The sequence below is a fragment of the Pseudomonadota bacterium genome, from assembly GCA_023229365.1.
Lineage (GTDB): Bacteria > Myxococcota_A > Polyangia > JAAYKL01 > JAAYKL01 > JALNZK01.
In genome coordinates, this window is record JALNZK010000025.1 from 1 (window position 1) to 21898 (window position 21898).

The 21898-nt window shown below is 71.6% G+C and carries 22 protein-coding genes; 13 read left to right on the forward strand and 9 right to left on the reverse strand.

Translation table 11 applies throughout. The features are described from left to right. Nucleotides 1-139 precede the first annotated feature (139 nt). Nucleotides 140-1531 (forward strand): IgGFc-binding protein, encoded by a 1392-nt coding sequence (locus M0R80_12900; GenBank protein ID MCK9460529.1) that lies wholly within the window; start codon nt 140-142, stop codon nt 1529-1531. Nucleotides 1532-1533: 2 nt separating this feature from the next. On the opposite strand, the gene M0R80_12905 is transcribed toward M0R80_12900, so the two are convergent. The 7 genes from M0R80_12905 to M0R80_12935 form a co-directional block, all read right to left on the reverse strand. After that, nucleotides 1534-2154 (reverse strand): hypothetical protein, encoded by a 621-nt coding sequence (locus M0R80_12905; GenBank protein ID MCK9460530.1) that lies wholly within the window; start codon nt 2152-2154, stop codon nt 1534-1536. An 80-nt stretch (nt 2155-2234) separates the two neighbouring features. Further along, nucleotides 2235-2630 carry a PIN domain nuclease gene (locus M0R80_12910; protein MCK9460531.1) on the reverse strand — a complete coding sequence of 132 codons (396 nt, stop codon included), beginning with the start codon at nt 2628-2630 and terminating at the stop codon, nt 2235-2237. Continuing rightward, nucleotides 2627-2827 carry a type II toxin-antitoxin system VapB family antitoxin gene (locus tag M0R80_12915; GenBank protein MCK9460532.1) on the reverse strand — a complete coding sequence of 67 codons (201 nt, stop codon included), beginning with the start codon at nt 2825-2827 and terminating at the stop codon, nt 2627-2629. The genes M0R80_12910 and M0R80_12915 overlap by 4 nt, the downstream gene beginning before the upstream one ends. A gap of 114 nt (nt 2828-2941) precedes the next feature. Then, nucleotides 2942-4087 carry an acyl-CoA dehydrogenase family protein gene (locus tag M0R80_12920; protein ID MCK9460533.1) on the reverse strand — a complete coding sequence of 382 codons (1146 nt, stop codon included), beginning with the start codon at nt 4085-4087 and terminating at the stop codon, nt 2942-2944. Nucleotides 4088-4165: 78 nt separating this feature from the next. After that, on the reverse strand, nt 4166-8503 hold the full coding sequence (locus tag M0R80_12925; protein ID MCK9460534.1) for a protein kinase: 4338 nt from the start codon (nt 8501-8503) through the stop codon (nt 4166-4168). Beyond that, a complete protein-coding gene (locus M0R80_12930; GenBank protein ID MCK9460535.1) occupies nt 8437-9672 on the reverse strand; it encodes a hypothetical protein in 1236 nt (411 codons plus the stop codon). Before M0R80_12930 ends, M0R80_12925 begins: the two co-directional genes overlap by 67 nt. 54 nt (nt 9673-9726) lie before the next feature. After that, complete coding sequence (locus M0R80_12935; GenBank protein ID MCK9460536.1) at nt 9727-10233, reverse strand: hypothetical protein; 507 nt, start codon at nt 10231-10233, stop codon at nt 9727-9729. A 145-nt stretch (nt 10234-10378) separates the two neighbouring features. On the opposite strand from M0R80_12935, the gene M0R80_12940 reads away from it, so the two are divergent. The 8 genes from M0R80_12940 to cheB all read left to right on the forward strand — a co-directional run bounded on the left by M0R80_12940 (nt 10379) and on the right by cheB (nt 18532). After that, a complete protein-coding gene (locus M0R80_12940; protein MCK9460537.1) occupies nt 10379-10726 on the forward strand; it encodes a hypothetical protein in 348 nt (115 codons plus the stop codon). 232 nt (nt 10727-10958) lie between these two features. Continuing rightward, nucleotides 10959-11390, forward strand: a complete 432-nt coding sequence (locus M0R80_12945; protein MCK9460538.1) for a response regulator — start codon at nt 10959-10961, stop codon at nt 11388-11390. Continuing rightward, nucleotides 11387-13573 (forward strand): chemotaxis protein CheA, encoded by a 2187-nt coding sequence (locus M0R80_12950; GenBank protein ID MCK9460539.1) that lies wholly within the window; start codon nt 11387-11389, stop codon nt 13571-13573. Before M0R80_12945 ends, M0R80_12950 begins: the two co-directional genes overlap by 4 nt. A 9-nt stretch (nt 13574-13582) precedes the next feature. Then, nucleotides 13583-14098, forward strand: a complete 516-nt coding sequence (locus tag M0R80_12955) for a chemotaxis protein CheW (protein ID MCK9460540.1) — start codon at nt 13583-13585, stop codon at nt 14096-14098. Next, the gene (locus tag M0R80_12960; protein ID MCK9460541.1) at nt 14095-14586 is read left to right on the forward strand and encodes a chemotaxis protein CheW; all 492 of its coding nucleotides are present in this window, start codon (nt 14095-14097) and stop codon (nt 14584-14586) included. Before M0R80_12955 ends, M0R80_12960 begins: the two co-directional genes overlap by 4 nt. Continuing rightward, a complete protein-coding gene (locus M0R80_12965) occupies nt 14586-16577 on the forward strand; it encodes a HEAT repeat domain-containing protein (protein ID MCK9460542.1) in 1992 nt (663 codons plus the stop codon). Before M0R80_12960 ends, M0R80_12965 begins: the two co-directional genes overlap by 1 nt. Nucleotide 16578: 1 nt before the next feature. Beyond that, complete coding sequence (locus M0R80_12970; GenBank protein ID MCK9460543.1) at nt 16579-17442, forward strand: protein-glutamate O-methyltransferase CheR; 864 nt, start codon at nt 16579-16581, stop codon at nt 17440-17442. Continuing rightward, the gene (gene cheB, locus M0R80_12975) at nt 17432-18532 is read left to right on the forward strand and encodes a chemotaxis-specific protein-glutamate methyltransferase CheB (protein MCK9460544.1); all 1101 of its coding nucleotides are present in this window, start codon (nt 17432-17434) and stop codon (nt 18530-18532) included. Before M0R80_12970 ends, cheB begins: the two co-directional genes overlap by 11 nt. Before the next feature lie 15 nt (nt 18533-18547). On the opposite strand, the gene M0R80_12980 is transcribed toward cheB, so the two are convergent. Next, a complete protein-coding gene (locus tag M0R80_12980; protein MCK9460545.1) occupies nt 18548-19087 on the reverse strand; it encodes a hypothetical protein in 540 nt (179 codons plus the stop codon). A gap of 211 nt (nt 19088-19298) precedes the next feature. Here M0R80_12980 and M0R80_12985 point away from each other — a divergent pair, with 211 nt between their 5' ends. The 4 genes from M0R80_12985 to lptB are packed head-to-tail and all read left to right on the forward strand — an operon-like array spanning nt 19299 to nt 21347. Next, nucleotides 19299-19736: a CBS domain-containing protein gene (locus M0R80_12985; GenBank protein ID MCK9460546.1), complete on the forward strand. Its 438-nt coding sequence runs from the start codon at nt 19299-19301 to the stop codon at nt 19734-19736. Between the two features lie 48 nt (nt 19737-19784). After that, the gene (locus M0R80_12990) at nt 19785-20168 is read left to right on the forward strand and encodes a hypothetical protein (GenBank protein MCK9460547.1); all 384 of its coding nucleotides are present in this window, start codon (nt 19785-19787) and stop codon (nt 20166-20168) included. Then, nucleotides 20161-20628 (forward strand): LptA/OstA family protein, encoded by a 468-nt coding sequence (locus M0R80_12995; protein ID MCK9460548.1) that lies wholly within the window; start codon nt 20161-20163, stop codon nt 20626-20628. The genes M0R80_12990 and M0R80_12995 overlap by 8 nt, the downstream gene beginning before the upstream one ends. Next, nucleotides 20625-21347: an LPS export ABC transporter ATP-binding protein gene (lptB, locus tag M0R80_13000; GenBank protein ID MCK9460549.1), complete on the forward strand. Its 723-nt coding sequence runs from the start codon at nt 20625-20627 to the stop codon at nt 21345-21347. The genes M0R80_12995 and lptB overlap by 4 nt, the downstream gene beginning before the upstream one ends. Here the strand turns inward: lptB and M0R80_13005 are convergent. Further along, on the reverse strand, nt 21314-21817 hold the full coding sequence (locus M0R80_13005; GenBank protein ID MCK9460550.1) for a hypothetical protein: 504 nt from the start codon (nt 21815-21817) through the stop codon (nt 21314-21316). The genes lptB and M0R80_13005 overlap by 34 nt on opposite strands. Nucleotides 21818-21898 lie beyond the last annotated feature (81 nt).

Here is a 21898-nt window from a genome sequence, read left to right on the forward strand (position 1 = left end):
CGCTGCGCGCTTCCCTGGCCCGCGGCGAACAGCTCACGCTGCCCGCGCTGCCAGCAGAAGACCTCGCAGCTTGATTGCCTTTCCGCTATCATCATGGGAATCCGCTAAACAGTTACCGTCGTTCGACAACGACTTCGCGGTGATCATCGGCAACCCGGGCCAGACCGACGCGCACGTCACGGTCGCGCGCAACGACGCGGTCGTGGCGACGGACACGGTGCCGCCGGGCTCCTCGAAGGCGATCAGCCTCGCGTACGTGTCCGCGCTGAAGAGCGCGGGGGAGTCGGTGCTCGTCGCCGGCGGCGCGTACGAGATCACGAGCGACGTCCCGGTCGTCGCCTACCAGTACAGCCCGCTCCACTTCTCCACGCCGAGCGACACGGGCGACATCTACTCCTACACGAACGACGCGAGCCTGCTCCTGCCGCTGCACACGCTCACGGGCAACTACATGGCGTCGACCTGGCCGACGTGGGGCCACGGCTCGTGGATGAACATGCCGCCGTTCGGCGTCTCCGGGAGCTGGTCCGGCTGGTCTCCCGGGTTCATGGCGATCGTCGGCACCGCGGACGGGATCCAGGCGACCGTCACGGCCGCGACCTACACCCTCGGCGGCGCCATCGCCGCGCTCGCGCCCGGAGAGAGCGCGATCGTGACTTTGAACCGCGGCGACGTGCTGCAGGTGCTCTCGCAGCTCCCGGCCGACTCCGGGGAGCTGACGTTCTGCGAAGACTCGGGCTGGGAGCAGACGACGCTCGGCACCTGCCCCCCGACCCTGATCGCCGAGTGCGAGGGGTACTGCTCGGTGACCGACGGCGATCTCACCGGCACGACCGTGAGCGCCACCGGGCCGGTCGCGGTGTTCGCGGGCCACAACTGCACGTTCATGCCGTACTACGCCTGGGCGTGCGACCACCTCGAGGAGATGATGTTCCCGCTCGAGACGTGGGGCGACGACTTCGTCATGACCGCGCCGAGCAACCCGCAGGGGACCGGCGTCGTGCCGACGATGTACCGGGTGCTCGCCATGGCGCCGGACACGACGGTGACGTTCGAGCCCGCGGTCCACCCGACGACGACGCTGCAGGCCGGTGGGCTGATCCAGTTCGAGTCGGACGCGGACTTCCGCGTGTCGAGCGGCGACAAGCAGATCTACGTGACGCAGACGCTCATGGGGCAGGACTACTTCGCGTCGAGCGACTCGGGCGATCCGGCGATGGGCTCGGGCGTGCCCGTGTTCCAGGCGCGCTCCGTGTACACGTTCCTCACGCCGGACACGTACACGTACAACTTCGTCAACATCATCGCGCCCGCCGACGCGGAGGTGACGCTCGACGGCTCGCCGGTGGGCGGCTGGGCGGGGATCGGATCGACGGGGTACAGGGTCGCGCGCGTGCCGCTCACCGCCGGCTCCCACCTCGCCGAGGCCGAGGGCGACGTCGGCTTCGGCATCACGGCGTACGGCTACGCGCCGTACACGAGCTACCTCTTCCCGGGCGGCATGAACATCGAGGAGTACGTGGTCGAGTAGATCTACGTCCGCCGGGCGACGACGGCGAAGCCGAGCCCGACGAGCAGCATGAGCGCCGCGAGCCCGCCCTCGGTCGAGCGGCCCGAGACCGCGGCCACCGAGCAGCCGGACGAGTCGAGGCAGGGGTCGTCCGCCGAGTCTTCACCCCATTCGACGATGTAGAAGTACCCCTCGTACGCGCCGATCGGGTCGCCATTCTCATCGAGCATCGCCTCATCGTACAAGATGTACATCGGGTGGTCCCCTGGCACGCACTCGTCGAGATAGTTGTATCGATAGGCGGTTCCACAGATGCCGTGGCACTCGGCGGTGCCGTCCTCGTCGCAGTCGACCGGCTCGTCGTAAGGTAGAAGCTCGATGCACCCGGGCCCGACCACCGCGTCCGCTTCCTCGCGGACGAACTGCTTGTGCTCGAAGAGCATTTCACTGTCGCGCACGAGCTTGAACGTCGTATTAAAAGCTGGTGGGTCCTCCTCGATGAGCTGGATCTGGAAGCTGAAGTCGCGCCCGTCCTGGACTACCGCGTGGAACCAGCGATCCGACTGCATGTTCGCGCGCGCCGGGAGCGCGGCGAGCAGGAGCGCCGCGACCGCGCAGATCGATAGCGCCGCTCTTTTCACCATGATCCCCTCCGGTCAAGTCAAGCCGTGACCCAATCCCGTCGGGACGATTCTATCGCCTTTCGCATCGAGTCGGGGAAGAATCACTCCGCGAGCCGCAGCGGGTGCCGCTTCGCGATCGCCGTGAAGTCCCGGTCGCGGTGCAGCACCGGGAGATCGGCCCCGAGCGCCGCCGCCGCGATCATGCAGTCGACCAGGCTGCGCACGGTGACGCCCTTCCTCCTACAGCTCCTGTAGATCTCCACGGCGCGCTCGCGCACCGCGGGGCTCGAGTCGTCGACCTCCTCGAACGCCGCGAGGATGCCGCGCGCCTTGGCGAACGCGGCGTCGGAGCGGAACCCGGCGAGCAGCTCGCAGCGCACCAGCCCGGTGATCGCCGCCTCGTCCGCGCCGACGAGCCGGGCGACCCGCTCGGCGAGCTCGCCCTCGCCGCGGTTGAAGAACTCGATCCACGCGGAGGTGTCCACGAGCGTCTTCATCGCGCGTCGTCCCGCATGGACCCGAGATCGCCCTCCCACTGCCCGCAGCCGCGCAGGGCCAGGATCTGTTGCCGCTTCAGCCGCGCGACGAGCTCGCGCAGGGAGCGATCCACGAGGTCGCGGATCGACTTGGCGCGGGAGAGCGCGAGCCCTTCGGCGACGAGCACCTCGTCGAGCACGATGTTCGTCCTCTGCATGCCGCACCTCCTGTGTATAGAATAGATTAAGTGATGTGTACGTTCAACTGGAAACTATACACATCGACTATCTCTTCACCCACTCCGGCCACGGGAGGTCGAGCTCGACGCGCCTCACCTGCCCTGACCGATCACGTTGCGGGCGATGACGATCCGCTGGACCTGGTTGGTGCCCTCGTAGATCCGCGTCACACGGATGTCTCGGTAGTGGCGCTCGACCGCGAACTCCTTCACGTAGCCGTAGCCGCCGTGGATCTGCAGCGCGTTGTCGCAGGTGCGCCACGCGGCCTCGGTCGCGTACGTCTTCGCCATCGACGCCTCGCGCGTGAACGGCACGCCCTTCTCCTTCATCCACGCGGCGCGCATCGTGAGCAGCCGCGCGGCCTCGAGCTCGGTCTCGTCGTCGGCGAGCATCCACTGGATCGCCTGGAAGCCGGCGATCGGCTGGCCGAACTGCACGCGCTCCTTCGCGTACGCGGTCGCCGCCTCCTGCGCCGCGAGCCCGATGCCGAGCGCCTGGCTGGCGATGCCGATCCGGCCGCCGTCGAGCGCCATCATCGCCACGCGGAACCCGTGGTTCTCCTCGCCGAGGAGCGCGCTCGCGGGGATCTCGCAGTCCTCGAACAGCACCGAGACGGTGTGCGAGGCGCGCAGCCCCATCTTGTCCTCCTGCCGGCCGATCTGGAGGCCCGGGGTGCCGCCCTCGACGAGGAAGCACGACACGCCGCCCGCGCCCTTGCCGCCGGTGCGCGCCCACACGACGTGCACGCCCGCGAACTCGCCCGCGCTGATCCACATCTTCTCGCCGTTGAGGATCCACTTGTCGCCGCGCTTCACGGCGGTCGTCTTCATGCCGCCCGGATCCGAGCCCGCGCCCGCCTCGGACAGGCAGAACGCGCCCGCGACGTACTCGCCCGAGGTGATCCTGGGGCAGTACGCGCGCCTCTGCGCCTCGGTGCCGAACTTCTCGATCACCTCGCACACCATGTTCGTGACCGACATCGTCACCGCGCACGACGCGCACCCCTTGGCGATCTCGGTGATCGCGAGCGACAGCGCGACCGGCCCGGCCGCGGCGCCGCCGAGCTCCTCGGGGACGTTCACGCCGTTGAGCCCGAGCTCGGCCATCTTCCGGACCACGTCGGTCGGGAAGTGGCGCTCCTGATCCCAGCGCCCGGCGTTGGGCTCGAGCTCGTTCTTCGCGAAGTCGCGGGCCATGTCGCGGATGAGCGTCTGCTCCTCGGACAAAAGGAATTCCATGGGCTCTCCTTGGCTCGACGTCGAGCGTTTGCGAGAGGTCATTGTGTTGTCGACCGCAACGCCGCGCCATGAGCTAAGTCACACCGGCAGGCCGACGAGGATCTCCTGGATCAGCGGGTGGGCGTTGTACGCCGCGCGGCGGGCCGGCTTCAGGATGAGCGCGCCCTTGCGCTCCACCTCCTCGAGCGCCCGGACGAGCGCCTCGTTCGCCCCCTCCCGGTCCCCTCCTCCGTAAAGGATGCGCGCCCGGTGCCACCAGACCTCCTCGGCCCGCCGCACGCCGCCGCGCTCCGCGACGAGATCCTCCATCCGATCGCTGGCGGCGAGCGCCTCGTCCTGCCGCCCGGCCGCGAGCAGCGCGAGCCCGCGCAGCCCCGCCCCGTGGATCACCTCGCCGGTCATCCCGGCCGCCTGCGCCACGCGCGACCCCGAGTCCGCGGCCTCGAGCGCCCCGTCCACGTCGCCGAGCGCGAGGCACGCCTTGGTCCGCAGCTGGTGGTACCGCGTGAGCAGCACGCGGCTGCGCTCCACGAAGCCGCGGCGGGTCACCTCGGCGAGGATCTCGGCCGCGCCCTCCGGATCGCCGCGCTCGAGCCACAGGCCGGCGAGCCCGAGATCCGCCTCCACCTCCCCGACCGGCTCCGTGTTGTCGCGGCAGATCTTGCGGCTCTCCTCGAGCACGTTCTGCCCCTCGTCGAACTCGCCGGCCTCTACGTGGATCGCGCCGAGCGCGGCGAGCTTGCGGCCGCGGGCGCTCAGATCCCGGATCTCGCGATCCGTGCGGATCGCCCGCTCGAGCAGCTCGCGCGCCTCGGGCAGATCGCCGCGCGCCTGGGCGAGCAGCGCGATGTTGCTCATCACCGTCGACTCGTTCCGCCGCTTGCCGAGGCGGCGGAACAGGACGAGCGCCCGGGCGAGGATGGAAGGCGATCGCACGAGGTCGCCGCACATCATGAGCACGAGCCCCTTGACCCCGAGAACGCGCGCCTTGTGGTACGCGGCGTCGAAGCCCTCGTCGGCCGGGATGATCTGCAGCGCCCAGTCGCAGCAGTCGAGCGCCCGATCGAGGTGGCCCGCCTCGGCCGCGATGTACGCGAGGAGCCGCATGCTCTCGGCCGAGCGGCGGTAGTCCCCGGCGCCGGCGCCGAGATCGAGCGCGCGCTGCACCTGCCGCGCCGCGTCGCCGAACTCTCCCTCGTCGAACAGGAGGAGCGCCCGCGCGTTGACGGCCTGGGCGTGCCGCGCCGCGTCGCCGAGCTCGTCCGCGATCCGCTCCATCTCGGCGACGACCGCGCCGCGGGCCGCGTGGTCGCCGAGATCCCGCAGCACCTTCTGCCGGCGCTCGAGCGCCGTGTATCGCGTCGCCGAGCCGCGCGGGAGGAGCGCGAGCGCGCGGTCGTACAGCCGGAGCGCCTGCCGATTCGAGCGGATCCGCAGCGCCGCGTCGCCGCCCTCGATGTAGTGTTCCCCCGCGCGCGACGGATCCCCGCCGTTCTCGAGGTGCCACGCGATGTGCGCCGCCGGCGCCGCGACGGCCCCGCGCGCGACGGCCGAGATGAGCGCCTCGGCGACCGCGCGGTGCAGCCTGTGCCGATCCGAGGTCGAGAGCCCCGCGTACGCCGCCTCCCGCACCATCGCCTTCTGGAAGCGGTACTCGGTCTCGCTGCCGAGCGCCTCCGCGGCCTCGACGAGGAACCCCCGCTGGGTCAGCGCGCGGATGTCCGCGGCGACGTCGCGGCCGACGAGCGCCCCGAGCGTGGCCGCCGTGAACCGCGCGCCGATCACCGCCGCGGCGCGGAGCGCGGTGCGCAGCGACGGCTCGAGATCGTCGATGTGGCTCGCTGCGAGCCCCTCCACGGTCGTCGGCAGCCGGATCGCGCCGGGCCGCGCCTGCCTGTAGCGCGGCGCGTCGTCCTCGCCGCTCAACGTGGTCGGAACGAGGATGTGCCGCTCGATGAGCGAGTCGATGATCTCGTTCGCGAAGAACGGGTTCCCCTGCGCGCGGCCCACGATCTGATCCACGATCGCGGTCATGTCGCCGCCGTCGCCGAGCTGCTCCACGACGAGCTCGCGCAAAGCGTCGTCCGGCAGCTCGGCGAGCTCCACGATCTCGAGCCCGGCGATGCGCCGGCCGGCGAGCGTCGACGCCTGGCCGACGAGGAGGCACAGCACCGGCTGCGCGGCGCGCAGCCCCGCGAGCTCCGACAGCACGTCGACGCTCTGGCTGTCGAGCCAGTGCGCGTTCTCGACGACGACGATCGCGCCCGAGCCGCGCGCGCGCGCGCCGAGCAGCACGCCGAGGCCGAACGCGACGAGGCGGACGAGCTCGCGCTGCCTTTCCCCCGCCCGCGCGAACGCCTCGCCGGGAGCGCCGAGCAGCCCGGAGAGGAACCGGATCTGCCGCGCGAGGTACCCGGGCGCCGCGCCGACGAGCGGCCGCATCGCGCCGTCGAGATCCGGATCGCGCTCGCCGTCGCCGAGGCGCAGAGTCGCCCGCAGCACCGCAGCCGCGCCCGCAAGAGGCGTGTCCCGCTCCGCGAACAGGCACTCGGCCCGTACGATCGCGGGCCCCGCCCCCGCCGCCGCGAGCTCGACGAACCGCGCCGCGAGCCGCGACTTGCCGATGCCGAGCTCGCCGACGATCTTCACGAGCGTCGCGCGGCCGGCCCGCGTCCGGCGCCACGCCTCCTCGAGGCGGGCGAGCTCCGCGTCGCGCCCCCGGAACGATCCGCGCAGCTCGGCCTCGTGGCTGCGCTCGAACCGGCTGCGCGGGCCGCGCGCCCGGTAGGACTTGAGGACCTTCTCCGCGTCCGCGTCGCCCGTCCCGCCCGCGAGCGGCTCGGGGGGCGCGAAGTTGTACTCCTGCCGCGCGAGCCTGTAGACGCCGCCGCCGACGGCGATCTCCCCGAACGGCGTGGCGCCGAGCAGCCGGCCGGCCGAGGCGAGCAGCTCCTCGCCCGGCTCGAACGACGGCCCCCGCGTCGCCGCCTCCGGCCGGGAGCGGACGTAGCCACGGACCACGGCGATCGCCGCGTCGATGCGCATCCCGCGGTCGTTCGCCTGCGTGCTCACCACGTCGAGCAGATCGTACGCGAGGCGCATGCCGCGGATCGCGTCCTCGACCGACGAGTGCGGCAGGCCGAGGTAGATCCGCAGCCCGCCCGACACCTCGTGCAGCACGCCCTCGGCCTTGAACGCGATCTCGTCCGCCAGCCGCACGAGCTCCGCCTTGACCGCCGCTCGGCTCGGCCGCGCCTCGATCTCCACCCGCGCCTCGACGAGGACGACGGCCCGCTGCTCGACTTGGCCGAGAGCCTCCTCGGGGCCCGTACCCGGCGCCGGCGCCTCCGCGGCGTCGAGCTCGGCGGTGACGCCGCTCGCGTCGGCGTCGATGGACGCGGCGCCGAGGATCCCCTCGGGCACATGCTCGTCCATCCACGCCTCGAGCGCGTGGCTGTCGTGGATCGCGTCCCCGAAGTGGAGGAACCTGCCGAGATCGACCGCCATCTCCCGCGCGGTCGGGTACCTGTCGCGCGGATCGACCGCCATGGCGCGCCGAACGACCGCGTCGAGCTCCTCCGGCACCCCCGGATCGACGGCGCGCGGGCTCAGGTGCACCCCGGATCGAACGATCTCGAGCAGCTCCTCCCGCGAACCGGACGGGACCAGCGGCCGGCCCACGAGCAGCTCGTGCAGGATCACGCCGAGCGAGTAGATGTCGGCGCGCCTGTCGACCGGCAGCCCGCGCGCCTGTTCCGGCGCCATGTACCCGAGCTTGCCCTTGACCTCGCCGAGCGACTCCTCGTGGAGCGAGCGGGCGCGGGCGATGCCGAAGTCGGTCACCTTCACGGCCCCGTCGCGCGAGACGAGCACGTTCTGCGGCGAGACGTCGCGGTGCACGATGTCGAGGGGCTTCCCCCGGTCGTCGCGGCGCGAGTGGGCGTAGTCGAGCCCCTTGGCCACCTCGGCCGCGACGAACGCCGCGAGGCCGTGCGGCACGCGCTTCCCGGCGGCCCAGACCGCGTTGCGGATCTCGTGCAGGTCGCGGCCGTCGACGTACTCCATCGCGAGGATGTGGTCGTCGCCGATCTGCTCGAACGCGTAGACCTGCACGATGTTCGAGTGGTTGAGCCGCATCGCGACCTTGGCCTCGTCGACGAACATGGAGATGAACCGCGCGTTGCTCGCGAACGCAGGGTGGATCTTCTTGACGACCAGGAGCTTCTCGGCGCCCTGCGCGCCGCGGAACCGCGCGAGGAACACCTCCGCCATGCCGCCGGCGCCGATCTTCCGCAGCACCGTGTAGCGGCCGAGGCTCTGCAAGGGAGCTCCCTCGCCCGGCGCCACGGCTACGGGGCCTGGGCGGGCGGCGGCGCCGCGGGGGCGCTCGCCGGCGCGGGCTGTCCCGGCGCCCACGGCGCGGGGAGCACGTACACGCCCTCCGGAAGGCCTGGGAACAGGTTCACGCCGCCCTCCGGGCGGACGTCGGGAAGCGGCCCGTCGTGCCCGGGCTGCCCGGCCGACCCGTCGCGGCCGGGGAGCATCGGCCGCCCCTCCGCGTCCCGCTCTCCCGGCGCGCCGCCGCGGCCCGGCGCTCCCGGCGCGCCGCCTTGGTAGGCGTACTTCATGTACGACTGGAGCACGAGCTGACCCGCGTCGAAGTACCCGCGGATCGCCGCGCCGTCGCCGCCGTCTCCCCCGCCGCCGCCCGGCCCGCCGTTGCCGGCCACGCCCCCCGCGCCGCCATCGCCGCCGGCCCCGCCGTCGCCGCCGCGGCAGTCTATCGTGAAGCCGTCCGGCGAGGCGGGATCCGCGAGGAAATGGCGCGGTGCCCTGCCCTGTGGCGTCACCCGCACGAGCACGGCCGCGGCGTGGAACGGCGTGCTGACGATCGTCGAGGCGACCTCCGCGTCCACGGCGCTCCCGCCGAAGCCGCCGTCCTCGCCCGGGAGGCCGTTCGCGGAGGTGTCGATCGCCATGGGGGCCGCGAACCCCGACACGGGCTGCGCGGCCGGGGCCTCGGGCACCGAAGCATCCCCCTGGGCCTCCTTGCCCGCCGCGCCCGCCTTGCCCGCCGCGCCCGTCGCGCCGCGCAGCTCGGCGCCCTTCGCGCAGTCGAGCCGCGTCGGGAACGAGAGCTCGGCAACGGGCGTGCCGGTGTCCGCGACCGCGATCGCGATCTTGTAGCCCGTGACCGCGGCGGCGAGCGCGTCCGGGTGCACGACGAACCTTCCGGAGGGATCTATCTTCCCCCCCGAGGTCTTCGCCTTGAAATCGGAATAGTCGAGGTGGCCCGCGGTCTCCGGCTCGGCGCCGTCCTCGCCCCTCCGCCACGACGTGACCTTCTCGCCGCGCGTCGTGGTCACGGTGATCACGAGCTGGTGCACCGCGCCGGGGCAGATGCCGTTCTCGGCCCCCTCGATCGCGATCTCGAGCGCCGCGACCTTGCCGCCGCGGATCGAGACGAACCCCTTGCCGGATCCGAGCGCGCCGCAGCCTACCGCCACGCCCAGCGCCGTGATCACCGCGACCGACGCCGCGCCGAGTGCCGCGCGGATCAACGAAGCCGACTTGCCGGACATCATCACCCCTCCTTGGCCCTTGGAGCTCGGCCGATCATATCCCGTCTCCGACCGAACTCAATCGGGATCACCAGCTCGCTCGCAGCTGCCCGCGAGGACGCGCGCCACGTGCATGGGTGTCATGACGACGTGGAGCATCGTCGACGGCTTGCCGAAGAACCGCATCAGCCGCCAGAGGATCGCGCTCTCGGCGAGGCCCAACGGCACCGCCTGGGTCGGCACGGCCAGCTTCAGGCCGCCGATCGCGTGGCTCCGGGCGTCCTCGAGGCTCTCGGGGACGTAGAGCGTGCAGTAGACGCACTCGCCGATCGTGCCGAACGCTCGCACCTCGACGCCGATCCTCCGCGCGGCGTCAGATTGCAGGAGCCTCTCCGCGACGCGCGCGTTGTCCGCCGCGAGCGGCACGCGGATCCGGAGCGCCTGGGCGTAGAAGACGCAGTCTTCCGAGAACACCCACGCCACGGATTTCGCCGCGCCGATCCCGGTCGACCCCTCCGCGGCGAGCCGCCGGAGGAACTCGAGCAGGCGCCGCTCGATCTCAACGGAGGACGGGATCGGATCCATCGCGATGCTCCCGGTTCCGTCGCAACTTAGCACACGGCCGCGTCCTGCCGCTCAAGGAACGTGACGGGGCCATTTGCCGACCGGCCGGCTCCTTGATATGAACTCGGGACGTGGCCGCGCGTCTCACATGTCGAGGAGGGTCGTCATGTCCATGACCGGCATCCTGTTGGTGGTCGCCGCCGTTCTCGGGATCATCTGGTTCGTCCTGCACGTCGTCATGATCGTGCTGGGCTTCAGGACCTCGATCGGCTGGGGGCTCATTGCGCTGTTCGTGCCGCTCGGCTCCCTCGCCTTCGCCTTCGCGAAGTCGGGCCGCAAGGTGCTCGCCGCGATCCTGCTCCTCTCGCTCGTCGGGGCGGCCGTGTGCGGCGGCGCCACCTGCTACCTCACGGCCAAGGCGGTCGCCGAGGCCGCCGGCGCGGGCGAGCAGGGGATGCAGGAGTTCGACAAGCAGATCCAGGATCTCGGGAACCTGGACGACATCAAGCTGTGAGGGAATCCGGCCGTGCGTGAAGGGCGGAACGAGCGGGGCGGCGTCAACGTGCCGGGGATGATCGCCCTCGGCGCGGTCGGCGCCGTCCTGGGCGCGGCTCTCGCGTTCGGGGTCCGCGCGATCGGGATGACCTGAGGGCTCCTGTGCTCGCCGGTGGTCACCGGCGTCCTCGGAGCGTTGGCCGGCGGCATCTTCGGCAGCGGGCTCGAGCGACGGAAGCGCGAGCTGTGATATGCTCTGCCCTCTCCCCCGGGAGGCCGGGGCGGCAGGAGGCGGCGTGACCTCGAGCTACCTGGTGGTCGACGATTCGCGGGCGATGCGGGCGTACATCTCCGGCGCGCTCCGCTCGGCGCTGGATTGCCGCGTCGACGAGGCGTCGTCCGGGTTCGAGGCGCTGCGGCTGTTCCCGCGGGGATCGTACGATGCAGTGATCGCCGACATCAACATGCCCGACATCAACGGCTTCGAGCTCATCCGCCACCTGCGCGCATCGGAGCGCCAAGGCGGCGTCCCGATCATCATCATCTCGACGCAGACGGCGGATCGGGACGTCGAGCGCGCGCGTGCGCTCGGCGCAAACCAGTTCCTCCGCAAGCCGTTCACGCCGGAGGAGATCGTCGACGCGATCAAGGCGTGCACGTCCGCAGAGGAGATCTCGCGATGACGAAACCGCGGCGTCGCGACGCGTCCAAGGCGATGAAGGAGTTCCTGAGCGAAGCGCAGGAGCTCGTCGAGAGCCTGAGCCGGAACCTCCTCGACATCGACGCGGCGCTCAAGGGCGGCGAGCCGGACCCGGAGATGATCAACGAGGTGTTCCGCGGCTGGCACACGCTCAAGGGGCTCGCCTCGACCTTCGGCGCCGAGCCGCTCGCCAGGCTGGCGCACGAGGAGGAGAACCTCCTCGACGATATCCGCCTTGGCCGGGTGGAGCTGACCGCCGCCGCCCTGGACTCGCTGCTCGAGAGCGTCGAGACGGCCATCGGCGCGCTGAACGCCATCGATGCGTCTGGCGACGCCGGCGCCGCGGACGCCGCGGTCCAGGCCTCCCGGGTGGCGAGGCCGCCGGCGGAGGAAGCGGCCGACGCGGCGCGGGCGCCGCAGCCGCAGGTCGACATCGATCTGCACGAGATCGTGGCCCCCGAGGTGCTCGAGGTGCTCACCGAGTTCGAGGAGCACCGCCTCAAGACCAACCTGCAGCAGGGCCGCGGCGTGTACCGCGTGCGGACCCGGTTCGCGCTCCAGTCGATTGACTCCGAGCTGGAAGCCATCAAGCGCCGGCTCAAGCCGCTCGGCGAGATCATCACGTACCTCCCGTCGACGGAGAGCAGCGACCCGGATGTTCTCGACATCGACGTCATCCTCGTTCTCCACGAGTCGCTCGACGCGCTCGACGCTGCGCTCGACGGGATCGAGGCGAAGCGCGAGCAGATCGTGCCGCCGCGCGCCGCCCCGCGCGACACGTCCCAGACGCTGCAGCCCAGGCCGGGGCGGAGCGACGAGGCCGCACGCGGCGCCGCAGAGGATCACCCTCCCGCGGCGGACAGCCTCCCCGCGGTCCCGGAGCCGAAGGAGGCTGCGCTCGTCTCGAAGCGCGGCGGCGAGCAGGACGCGAGCCTGCGCTCCGTGAGCCAGTCCGTGCGCGTCGACATCGGCAAGCTCGATCGCCTCATGAACGCCGTCGGCGAACTCAACATCATCCGGACCGCCATCGCGAAGGTGAGCGAGGAGCTGCGCTCGTCGACGGGAAGGCGCGATCTCGCGATCGAGCTCCACCGCGTCACCCGGGGGTTCGAGCGGCGGCTCGCGGAGATGCGCGAGGGGATCCTCGAGGTCCGCATGGTGCCGATCGGGCAGATGTTCGACCGGCTGACGCGGATGACCCGCAAGATCTCCAGGAGCCTCGGCAAGGAGGTCCACCTCGTCATCGCCGGCGCCGACACCGAGGTCGACAAGCTGATCATCGAGGAGCTCTCGGATCCGCTCATGCACATCATCCGCAACTCCATCGATCACGGTGTCGAGGAGCCGTCCGAGCGGCGCGCGGCGGGCAAGCCGGACGTGGGCACGGTCGCGCTGACGGCGTACCAGAAGGGCAACCACGTGCTCATCGAGGTCGAGGACGACGGCGCCGGGATCGACGGCGAGCGGGTCGTCACGGCCGCGGCGCGGCGCGGGTTCCTCTCGGCCGAGCAGGCGAGCTCGCTGTCGGCGCGCGAGATACTGAACCTCATCTTCCTTCCCGGAGTGACGACGGCGAAGGAGGCGACGGAGCTCTCCGGCCGCGGCGTCGGCATGGACGTGGTCAAGACGAACATCTCCGCGCTCGGCGGCGTGGTCGAGGTGCAGTCCGAGCTCGGGATCGGGACCAAGTTCACCATCACGATGCCGGTGACGCTCGCCATCATCCCTGCGCTCCTCGTGTCGGTGAGCGGCGACACGTATGCCGTGCCGCTCAACACCGTGGCGGAGGCGCTGATCCTGTCACCCGCCGATGTCCAGACCGTGTTGGGCGCGGAGGTGATGACGCTGCGCGGGAAGACGCTCCCGCTCTGCCGGCTCGATCGCTTCTTCGGGCGCCCGCGCACCGAGCCGCTCCCCGACGGATCGCGGGTCGTCGTCGCGTCGCTCGGCCAGCGCCGGCTCGGCCTCGTCGTGGACGGCCTCGTCGGCCAGCAGGACGTCGTGATCAAGCCGCTCGGCGACAGCCTCGCCGAGGCGGGGTGCTTCGCCGGCGCGACCGAGATCGGCGATCAGCGGCTCTCGCTCGTGCTGGACACGGTCGCGATCATCGAGGAGTTCTTCGCCATCGGCGACGAGTCGTCTCGGCCCGCCTCGGTGACGGGATAGGAGGGCCCCGTGTCGACCTCACTCGTCCTCCCGCCGCTCGCATCGTTGGGGCCGAAGCCCCGGCGGCACCGCGGCGATCGCGGCAGCGCGGGCGCGGCGTTGAGCTTCCTCGGTTTCACGCTCGAGCGGGAGGAGTACGGCGCCGACCTGAACCTGGTGACGCAGATCGTCAAGCCGCCGGTCCTGACCTGGGTTCCCCGCGTGCGGCCGCACGTGCTCGGGGTCATCTCGATCCGCGGAGCGGTCGTGACGCTCGTCGATCTTCGCCAGCTCATCGGCCTCAGCCCGACCTCCTGGCCCCGCACGAGCCGCGTGCTCCTCACGAGCCACGGGGGCGAGCCGATAGGGCTCCTCGTCGACCGCGTGACGCACGTACATCGCGTCTCGGTTGAGGAGTTCGAGACCGGCCTCGCCCTCGAGGAGAGCGCCCGGACAGAGTGCGTCCTCGGCATCGCGCGGCCGAACCCGACGACCCGCGTGACCATCCTCGACGTCGTCGGCGTCCTCACGGAGCTGATGCGATGAAGTTCGATCTCTTCGGCAGGCTGTCCGGGCCGCGCCCCGAGGACGAGCACAAGCTGATCGTCTTCCGGATCGCGGAGATCCGTTGCGGCCTCGGCATCATGGGCGTGCGCGAGATCGTGAACCCCGGCCGGATCGTGCCGATCCCGACGGCGCCGCCGTTCGTCCTCGGCGCGGCGGATCACAGGAGCTCGCTCGTCCCGGTGGTCGACCTGCGCCGCAGGCTCGGGCTGCCGCCCGCGCCCTCCCCCCGCGCGAAGTGGGTCGTCGCGCTGTCCGGCGGCCGGGAAGTCGCGCTGGTCGTCGACGTGGTCACCGGCGTCGTGTCCATCGGCGCAGCGGAGAAACGCGAGCGGCACCCGCTGACGGACGGCACGGACGTCGCGTGGGTCAAGGCGGTCTACGGCGGCGCGGCCGGGCTCCTGTTCGAGCTCGACGTCGAGGCGATCCTCGGGGTCGACGTGCCGGTCGCACCGGAGGCAGTCTCTTGATGTTTTCCGCAGATCAGATCGCGTCCCGCCTCCTCGATCAGAGCCCCGAGGTCCGGCGCCGCGCCTTGAGGCAGCTCGCGCTCCTCCCGCCAGCCGACGCCATCCGGCTCGGCATGCTCGCCCTCGGAGACGGGGACTGGCGCGTGCGCAAGGAGACCGTGGCGGTGCTCAGCGAGCTCGGGGACGGCGCCGAGCTCGTCGCCGCCCTGCTCGAGGCGATCGAGCAGGACGACAACGTCGGCCTGCGCAACGCCGCGGCCGAGGCGCTCGCCCACGTTCGGGGACCGGCGTTCGAGCTCGTCGTCGCGCGCCTCGACGCGCTCGAGGGAACGACCCGCAAGATCGCGCTCGAGGTGATCGGGCGATCGGCGGACGTGCGCGCCTCAGGGATCCTGATCGACCACCTCTCGAGTGCGGACGCGAACCTCGCAGCGACCGCCGCCGAGCTGCTCGGCGAGCACGGAGGCGCGGCGACCGTGGCCGCGCTCGCCGGCTGCCTCGAGAGCGGGAACCCGATGCTCGCCCTCGCCGCGCTCCAGTCGCTCAACCGGCTCGGGGCGAGCCTCCCGTTCGACAGGCTCGAGCCGCTCTGCGGGACGCCGCTGTACGGGATGGAGATCATGGCCGCGCTCGGCCGATCCGGCGATCCGGCGGCGGTCCACGTCATCCTCCGGCGGGTGGCCGAGGAGCCCGCGGCCGCGAAGGCGCTGACGCTCCTCCACGAGCGCGGGCAGCCGGCCGCGGCCGCGGTCGAGGGTGCGCTCGGGATGGCGAGCCCCGGCGTGCTCGACGCGCTCGCCGAGCTCGCCATGCGGGGCGATGCCCTGGAGCGGCGCGCCGCCGTGCTGTGCCTCCTGTGGTCCAGGCGCGCCGAGCACGTCTCGCTGCTGGTGACGCTCGCGCAGGAGGAGTCGCTGCACCCGATTGTCATCGAGGGGCTCGCGGCGTGGAGCGCCGCGGCGATCGCGGCCCTGGACGCGCTGCTCCCGAAGGCCCGCGGGCGCCTGCTCGCCTCCGTGATCAGCGTCCTCGGCCGCCTCGTCGACGACCCCGGCGGGCTGGCCCGCGCACCGCTGTTCTCCGCGCACCTGAACTCGGCGGATCTCGTCGTCGCGACCGCGGCGGCCGGAGCGCTCGCGCGTTTCGGTGACGACTCGTCGGTCGCGCGCCTCATCGAGCTCGCCGCGTCCCCGCAGGAGCGCGTCCGGCGGTCCGCGGGGCACGCGCTCGCCCAGATCGGCGTCCGGCACCCGGAGCCGGTGCGCGTTGCGCTGCGAGGCCTCGGGCTCGAGGGCGATCGCGGCGTCGAGCTGATGCGCGCCTACCAGGTCGTCGGGCGGCCAGAGGACGTCCCGTCGCTCGCGGCGGCGGCCTCCTCTCCGCTCCCCCAGCTCCGGCGCGCGGCGCTCGGGGCGATCGCGGCGATCGCCGGGCCCGGCGCGGTGGACACGATCTCGCTCGCCATGACCGACGAGAACGCGGACGTCCGGACGGCCGCGGTGGCCGCGCTCTCCCGGATCGGGCCCGCCGCGTCGGAGACGATCGTCTCGGCGCTACGGACCGCCGATGGGCCGCTCCGCGCCGCCTTGGTCCGCGCGCTCGGCCGCGTCGGCCACCCAGAGGCGCCGGCGATCCTGCGCGGGCTCGCCCGCGAGTCGGCCGAATTGGCGATGGCCTCCATCGAGGCGTTCCAGAGCCTCGGGCTCGATCCAGGGGAGCTGAAGGGGGAGCTCCTCCACCACAGGGAGGCGGAGGTCGCCAAGAAGGCGCTCGTCCTGCTCGACGAGTCGGTGACGGACGCCGAGCTCGTCGCGCTGCTCGTCGCCGACGCCTGGGACGTCCGGCTCGCCGCGGTCGAAAGGCTGTCTCGGCGGGCGAGGGGCGCCCCGGGGATCGTGGGCGCGCTCCGCGCGGCGCTCGCTGACGAGGAGGACGATCTCGTCCGCGCCTCGATCGAGCGGTCGCTCTCGGCCCTCGGCGGGGAGCAGTAGCATGCGGCTCTGCGATCCCTCCTTCCCGCTGTCCCCCGAGCGCTTCCGGCTGCTGCGCGATCACATCAACCGGCGGTTCGGCATCTACTTCGGGGACGACGATCGCTACCTCGTCGAGAGCCGCCTCGCGGAGCGCCTCGTGCAGCTCGAGATCGAGTCGTTCGACGACTACCACAACTTCCTCCTGTACAACCCGAGCGGCGAGGAGGAGGCGGAGCAGGCGGCCGAGATCCTGACGACGAACGAGACCTACTTCTTCCGCGAGGAGTACCAGCTGCGGGCGTTCGCCAGGGAGGTCCTGCCGCGGCTCCGCGAGCGCCTCGGCAGCCGCCGGCGCCTCATGATCTGGTCCGCGGGCTGCTCGTCCGGCGAGGAGGCGTACACGATCGCGATGATCGTGCTCGACTCGGGCCTGTTCCAGGGCTGGGACGTGCGCATCTTCGGCAGCGATCTGAGCTCGCGCATGCTCGCCAAGGCGCGCCGCGGGATCTTCGGCGGCGCCGCGTTCCGCACGACCCCCGAGGCGATTCAGCGCCGCCACTTCGTCGAGGTCGAGCCCGGGCAGTGGCGGATCGGCGACGACGTCCGCGCCCTGTGCCACTTCGGGCACCTGAACCTCCTCGACGAGGAGAAGATCGTGTTCGTCGGCCGCGCGGACGCGGTGTTCTGTCGCAACGTGCTCATCTACTTCGACAAGCGCTCCAAGAGGAAGGGGATAAACATCCTGTACGATCGCCTCTCCGATGGCGGCTACCTCCTGCTCGGCCACACGGAGTCGCTGCTCAACCTGTCCACGGCGTTCGAGATCGTCCACCTGTCGGAGGATCTCGTCTACCGCCGCCCCGAGGTCGGTCGTGGCGCTTGAGCGGCGGATCAAGGTGCTCGTCGTCGACGACTCCGCGTACAACCGCAAGGCGATCTCCGAGATCCTCGAGGGGATCCCCGAGGCGGCGGTCGTAGGCAAGGCGGCCGACGGCCAGGAGGCGCTCCAGCTCGCGCTCCTCGAGCGGCCCGACGTCATCACGCTCGACCTCGAGATGCCGCGCATGGACGGCTTCGCGTTCCTGCGGCTCCTCATGTCCGCGCAGCCCACGCCCGTGATCGTCATCAGCGCCTACGCCGAGAAGGAGAACGTGTTCCGCGCGCTCGAGCTCGGCGCGCTCGACTTCGTCGCCAAGCCGACCTCCAAGATCTCGCCGGAGATCTACGACATCCGCGAGGAGGTGCTGCGCAAGGTCCGGCTCGCGGCCGAGGTCGGTCCGCACACGCTGCACAGGCTCCAGTCGTACCTGCCCGCGGACCTGTCGCCGACCGGCGGCTACCCGGTCGCGGCGCCGGCGCGCGTCAAGACGCACGCCGCAGGAAAGGCCCCGGCGGCCGAGCGGATCGTCGTCATCGCCGCGTCCACGGGCGGCCCGGCCACGCTGACGCGGATCCTGAGCGCGTTGCCAGCGGATCTCGACGCGGGAATCGCCGTGGCGCAGCACATGCCGCCGCGCTTCACGACCACGTTCTCGGAGCGCCTCGGCAAGCAGTGCGCGCTCCGGGTCACCGAGCTCACCGCGCTCGACGTGCTCCGAAGCGGCACGGTGTACATAGCGCCCGGCGACCACAACCTCGAGATCACCGCCGCGGCGCAGGGGGCGGTAGTCAAGGCGGTGCGGCCGTCGCCGAAGGACAAGTACGTCCCGTCCGGGAACCTCCTGTTCCAGAGCGCGGCGCACACCTTGCGCGAGAAGGTGCTCGGCGTGGTGCTCACCGGCATGGGCGACGACGGCGCTGCGGGCGCGCTCGCGGTGTCCGGCGCGGGCGGGGAGATCCTCGTCGAGTCGCGCGAGACCGCGATCGTGGACGGCATGCCGAGCGCGGCGCTGCGCAGCGTCCCGGGCGCGACCGAGATCCCGGCCGACAAGATCGCCCTCCGCATCGCGCAGTTCGCGCGCGGGGCGGGGTGATAGGAAAGCCGTCGATCAGCTTGAGGCTTGGTGATCGGCGAGGAATCCGTCGCTGACGCAGATCGCACAGAGCTGTGCGTCCTCTTCGAAGGCCACGCACGAGTGGCCCAACGGGCACTGCGGCTCCGGGGTGCACGCGCTCAGGCAGTGGGTGTCCGTGCCGTCGGACAGGCAGATCCCGTCCGGGTCGTCGCTCGCCGTCGTGCACGGCGACTCGGGATCGCACTCGACCGGCTCCATGTCCTGATCCGCGAGGCAGGCGCCGACCCCGTCGCCGGAGCCGACGTCCCCGCACCCGACCTCCACCCCCTCGAACTGCGGGTACTCCTCCCCGTCGCAGAGCACGACGTTGGCCGGGAGGAAGCAGAAGCACCCCTGCCCGCCCTCCCCGTCCAAATCCGCGGCGACGTATTCGCCCCAGCACGCGGGCGCGGTCTCGCAGCACGGGCTCTCGATCATGCCGCACACCGCCTCGCCGCCGTCCGCGTCCTCTCCGTCGCATCCCACGGCGAGCAGCACGAGCAGCGCCGAGGCGATCCGCACAAGCGATCCCATGGCGTCCCTCCCTTCGTTTTCTCAACGACGGCGAGTTCAGCACGACCTCAAATATTCTTTTTTTTTCGCCTTTCCCCTCCATGGCCCCGCTCCGGCGCGCGGACGGTTGACATCACTGAACGCGTCACTAACTTGCGTTGAGGCTCGACCGTTGTTCGGGAGCTCCACGCGGGGGGCGCGTGGCGTTCCCTTTTTCCAGGAGGAGGAGCTCGTGTTCGTAAAAGAAATTCTGGATCAGAAGAGCAAGGATCTCTGGACCGTCTCTCCCGACGCGTCGGTCTTCGACGCCCTCAAGCTCATGGCGGACAAGGGCGTCGGCGCGCTCGTCGTGCTCGGGAAGGAAGACGTCGTGGGTATCATCTCGGAGCGGGACTATGCCCGCAAGATCATCCTCCACGGCAAGGTCTCGAAGGACACGCCCGTCCGGGAGATCATGTCCACCCAGGTCTACGGCGTGCAACTCGACACGACCGCCGAGGAGTGCATGACCATCATGACGGATAAGCGCTTCCGGCACCTCCCCGTCTGCAAGGACGGGAAGATCGTCGGCGTCGTCTCCATCGGCGACATCGTCAAGGCCATCATCAGCCAGCAGAAGATCACCATCGGCCACCTCGAAGACTACGTCATGGGCAAGTACCCGGGCTGAGAGCGCCGCCTCCTTGACCTCTCCGTCCAGGTGCCGGAGACTCGCGTCGTGCCGATTTCGATCCGCATCGGGCTCGTGCTGCTCGCGCTCGCCCAGGCCTGCGACGGCGCGCCGAGGGCGGAGAAGCCGGGAGCGCCGGGGCGCCCGGGGCTCGCGACCTCTCCCGTCACCGCGCGCGGCGTCGAGCTGCGCGTGCCGCAGCCGGGCGGCGACGTCGTGATCGCCGGCGAGATCCTGACGATCGGCCGGGATTGGAGCGCGACCCTAGAAGGCGACGTGCGCGTGCGGTCCGGGGGCGCGATGCCGTTCGAGGCGACCGCGGCGCGGGCTTCCATCGCGAGCGGCGGGCGCTCGGCCGTGCTCGAGGGCGGCGTGCGCGCCTCGCTCTCCGTCGGGCGCGCGGCGGGCGACGCGGGGGCCGCGGATGACTGAGCTCCGGACAATCCGGATCGCGCTCCTCACCGCGGCGATCGCGTGGTGCGCGTCCGCACCCGCCCAGAAGGCGCCGGACCGCGTCGAGGTCGAGGCGGACCGGCTCACCATCGATCAGGGGAAGCACAGCGCGCGGTTCGTGGGCTCCGTCGTGGCGCGCTACGGCGAGCTCACACTCACCTGCGACGAGATGACGGCGACCTACGACGAGCGCGGCGCCATCGCGTCGCTCGAGGCGAGGGGCCGGGTGGGCGTCCGGCGCGGCGACGCCACGGCCGAGGCCCGATCCGCGCGGCTCGACGTGAAGCGGAAGACGCTCGTGCTCGAGGGCGCGCCCGTGGTGACACGCGGGCCGCACCGCCTGTCCGGAAAGCGGGTCGAGGTCCGGCTCGACACCGGCGCCGTCGAGGTGCTCGAGGCGCGCGGCACCTTCGCGTTCCCGCTCGAGGGCGGAAGATGAGCTCGCGGCTCGTCGCCGAGGGGCTCGAGAAGTCGTTCCGCGGGCGCCGGGTCGTCGACGGCGTCTCGCTCGCCGTGGCGCAGGGCGAGGTCGTGAGCCTCCTCGGCCCGAACGGCGCGGGCAAGACGACCGCGTTCAAGCTGATGCTCGGCCTCCTGAAACCGGATCGCGGCACGGTGTCGTTCGACGGGCCGCTCGACGGGCTGCCGCTGCACCTGCGCGCGCGGCGCGGCCTGGGCTACCTGCCCCAGGGCGCCTCGGTCTTCCGCGGGCTGACCGTTCGCGGCAACCTGCTCGCCGTGCTCGAGGCGCGCGGGCACCAATCCCCGGCGGCGCGCTCGAACGAGCTGCTCGAGCGGTTCGGCCTCGGAAATCTCGCGGACGGGCGCGCGGGTGCGCTTTCCGGCGGCGAACGGAGGCGGCTCGAGTTCGCGAGGGCGCTCGCCTCCTCGCCCCGCCTGCTGCTCGTCGACGAACCGTTCGCCGGCGTCGATCCGCTCGCCGCGCGGGAGATAGCAAACGCCATCGCCGATCTCGCGCGCGACGGGGTCGGCGTGCTGCTCACGGATCACACGGTGCGGGAGGCGCTCGGCGCGAGCGATCGGGTCTACATCATCGCCGAGGGACGCATCGTCGTGGACGGCACACCGGCCGAGGTCGTGCGAAGCGATCTCGCGCGCCGCCTCTACCTCGGCGAGGGGTTCGACGCGTCCGCCTGAGCGCGGGCCGGGGCCGGCTCCCGATCGCAGAGCGTCCACGCCGACGCCCCGGCCGTCGTGAAGACGAGCGCCGCGGCCAGCGCGACGGCGACGAACGCCGCGCGGGCCCTCCACCTGCCCGCGATCTGCGCCACCCAGAAGACGAGCACGGCGGCGGCGGCGATCGCGATCAGCCGTTCGAGCGACCACGGGACGAGGAGGGCGTCGAGCGCTTCGCCCGCGTGCTTGATCTGAAACGCCACGATCCAGGGCAGCGAGAAGCCTCCTATCAGATTCCCGGCCGTGTCGTACCCGCACCCCGCGGGCCCCGTGCGCCGATCCGAGATCCCGCGCACGCCGAGCACCACGGCCGCCGCCGAGATCGCGAAGCCGAGCCAGCCGATCCCCGGCAGCCAACCGAGGGAGATGCCTATCAAGCTGAACGCGAGCGACAGGACGTGCACGGCGGCGACCTCCAGTGAGTCGGACACGAGGCGAAGTACCGTATCACGACCTTCGACGCCAATGAAGGTCGCGCGGCGAAAAAGGGTTGTCGCGACCGCGCCTCGACC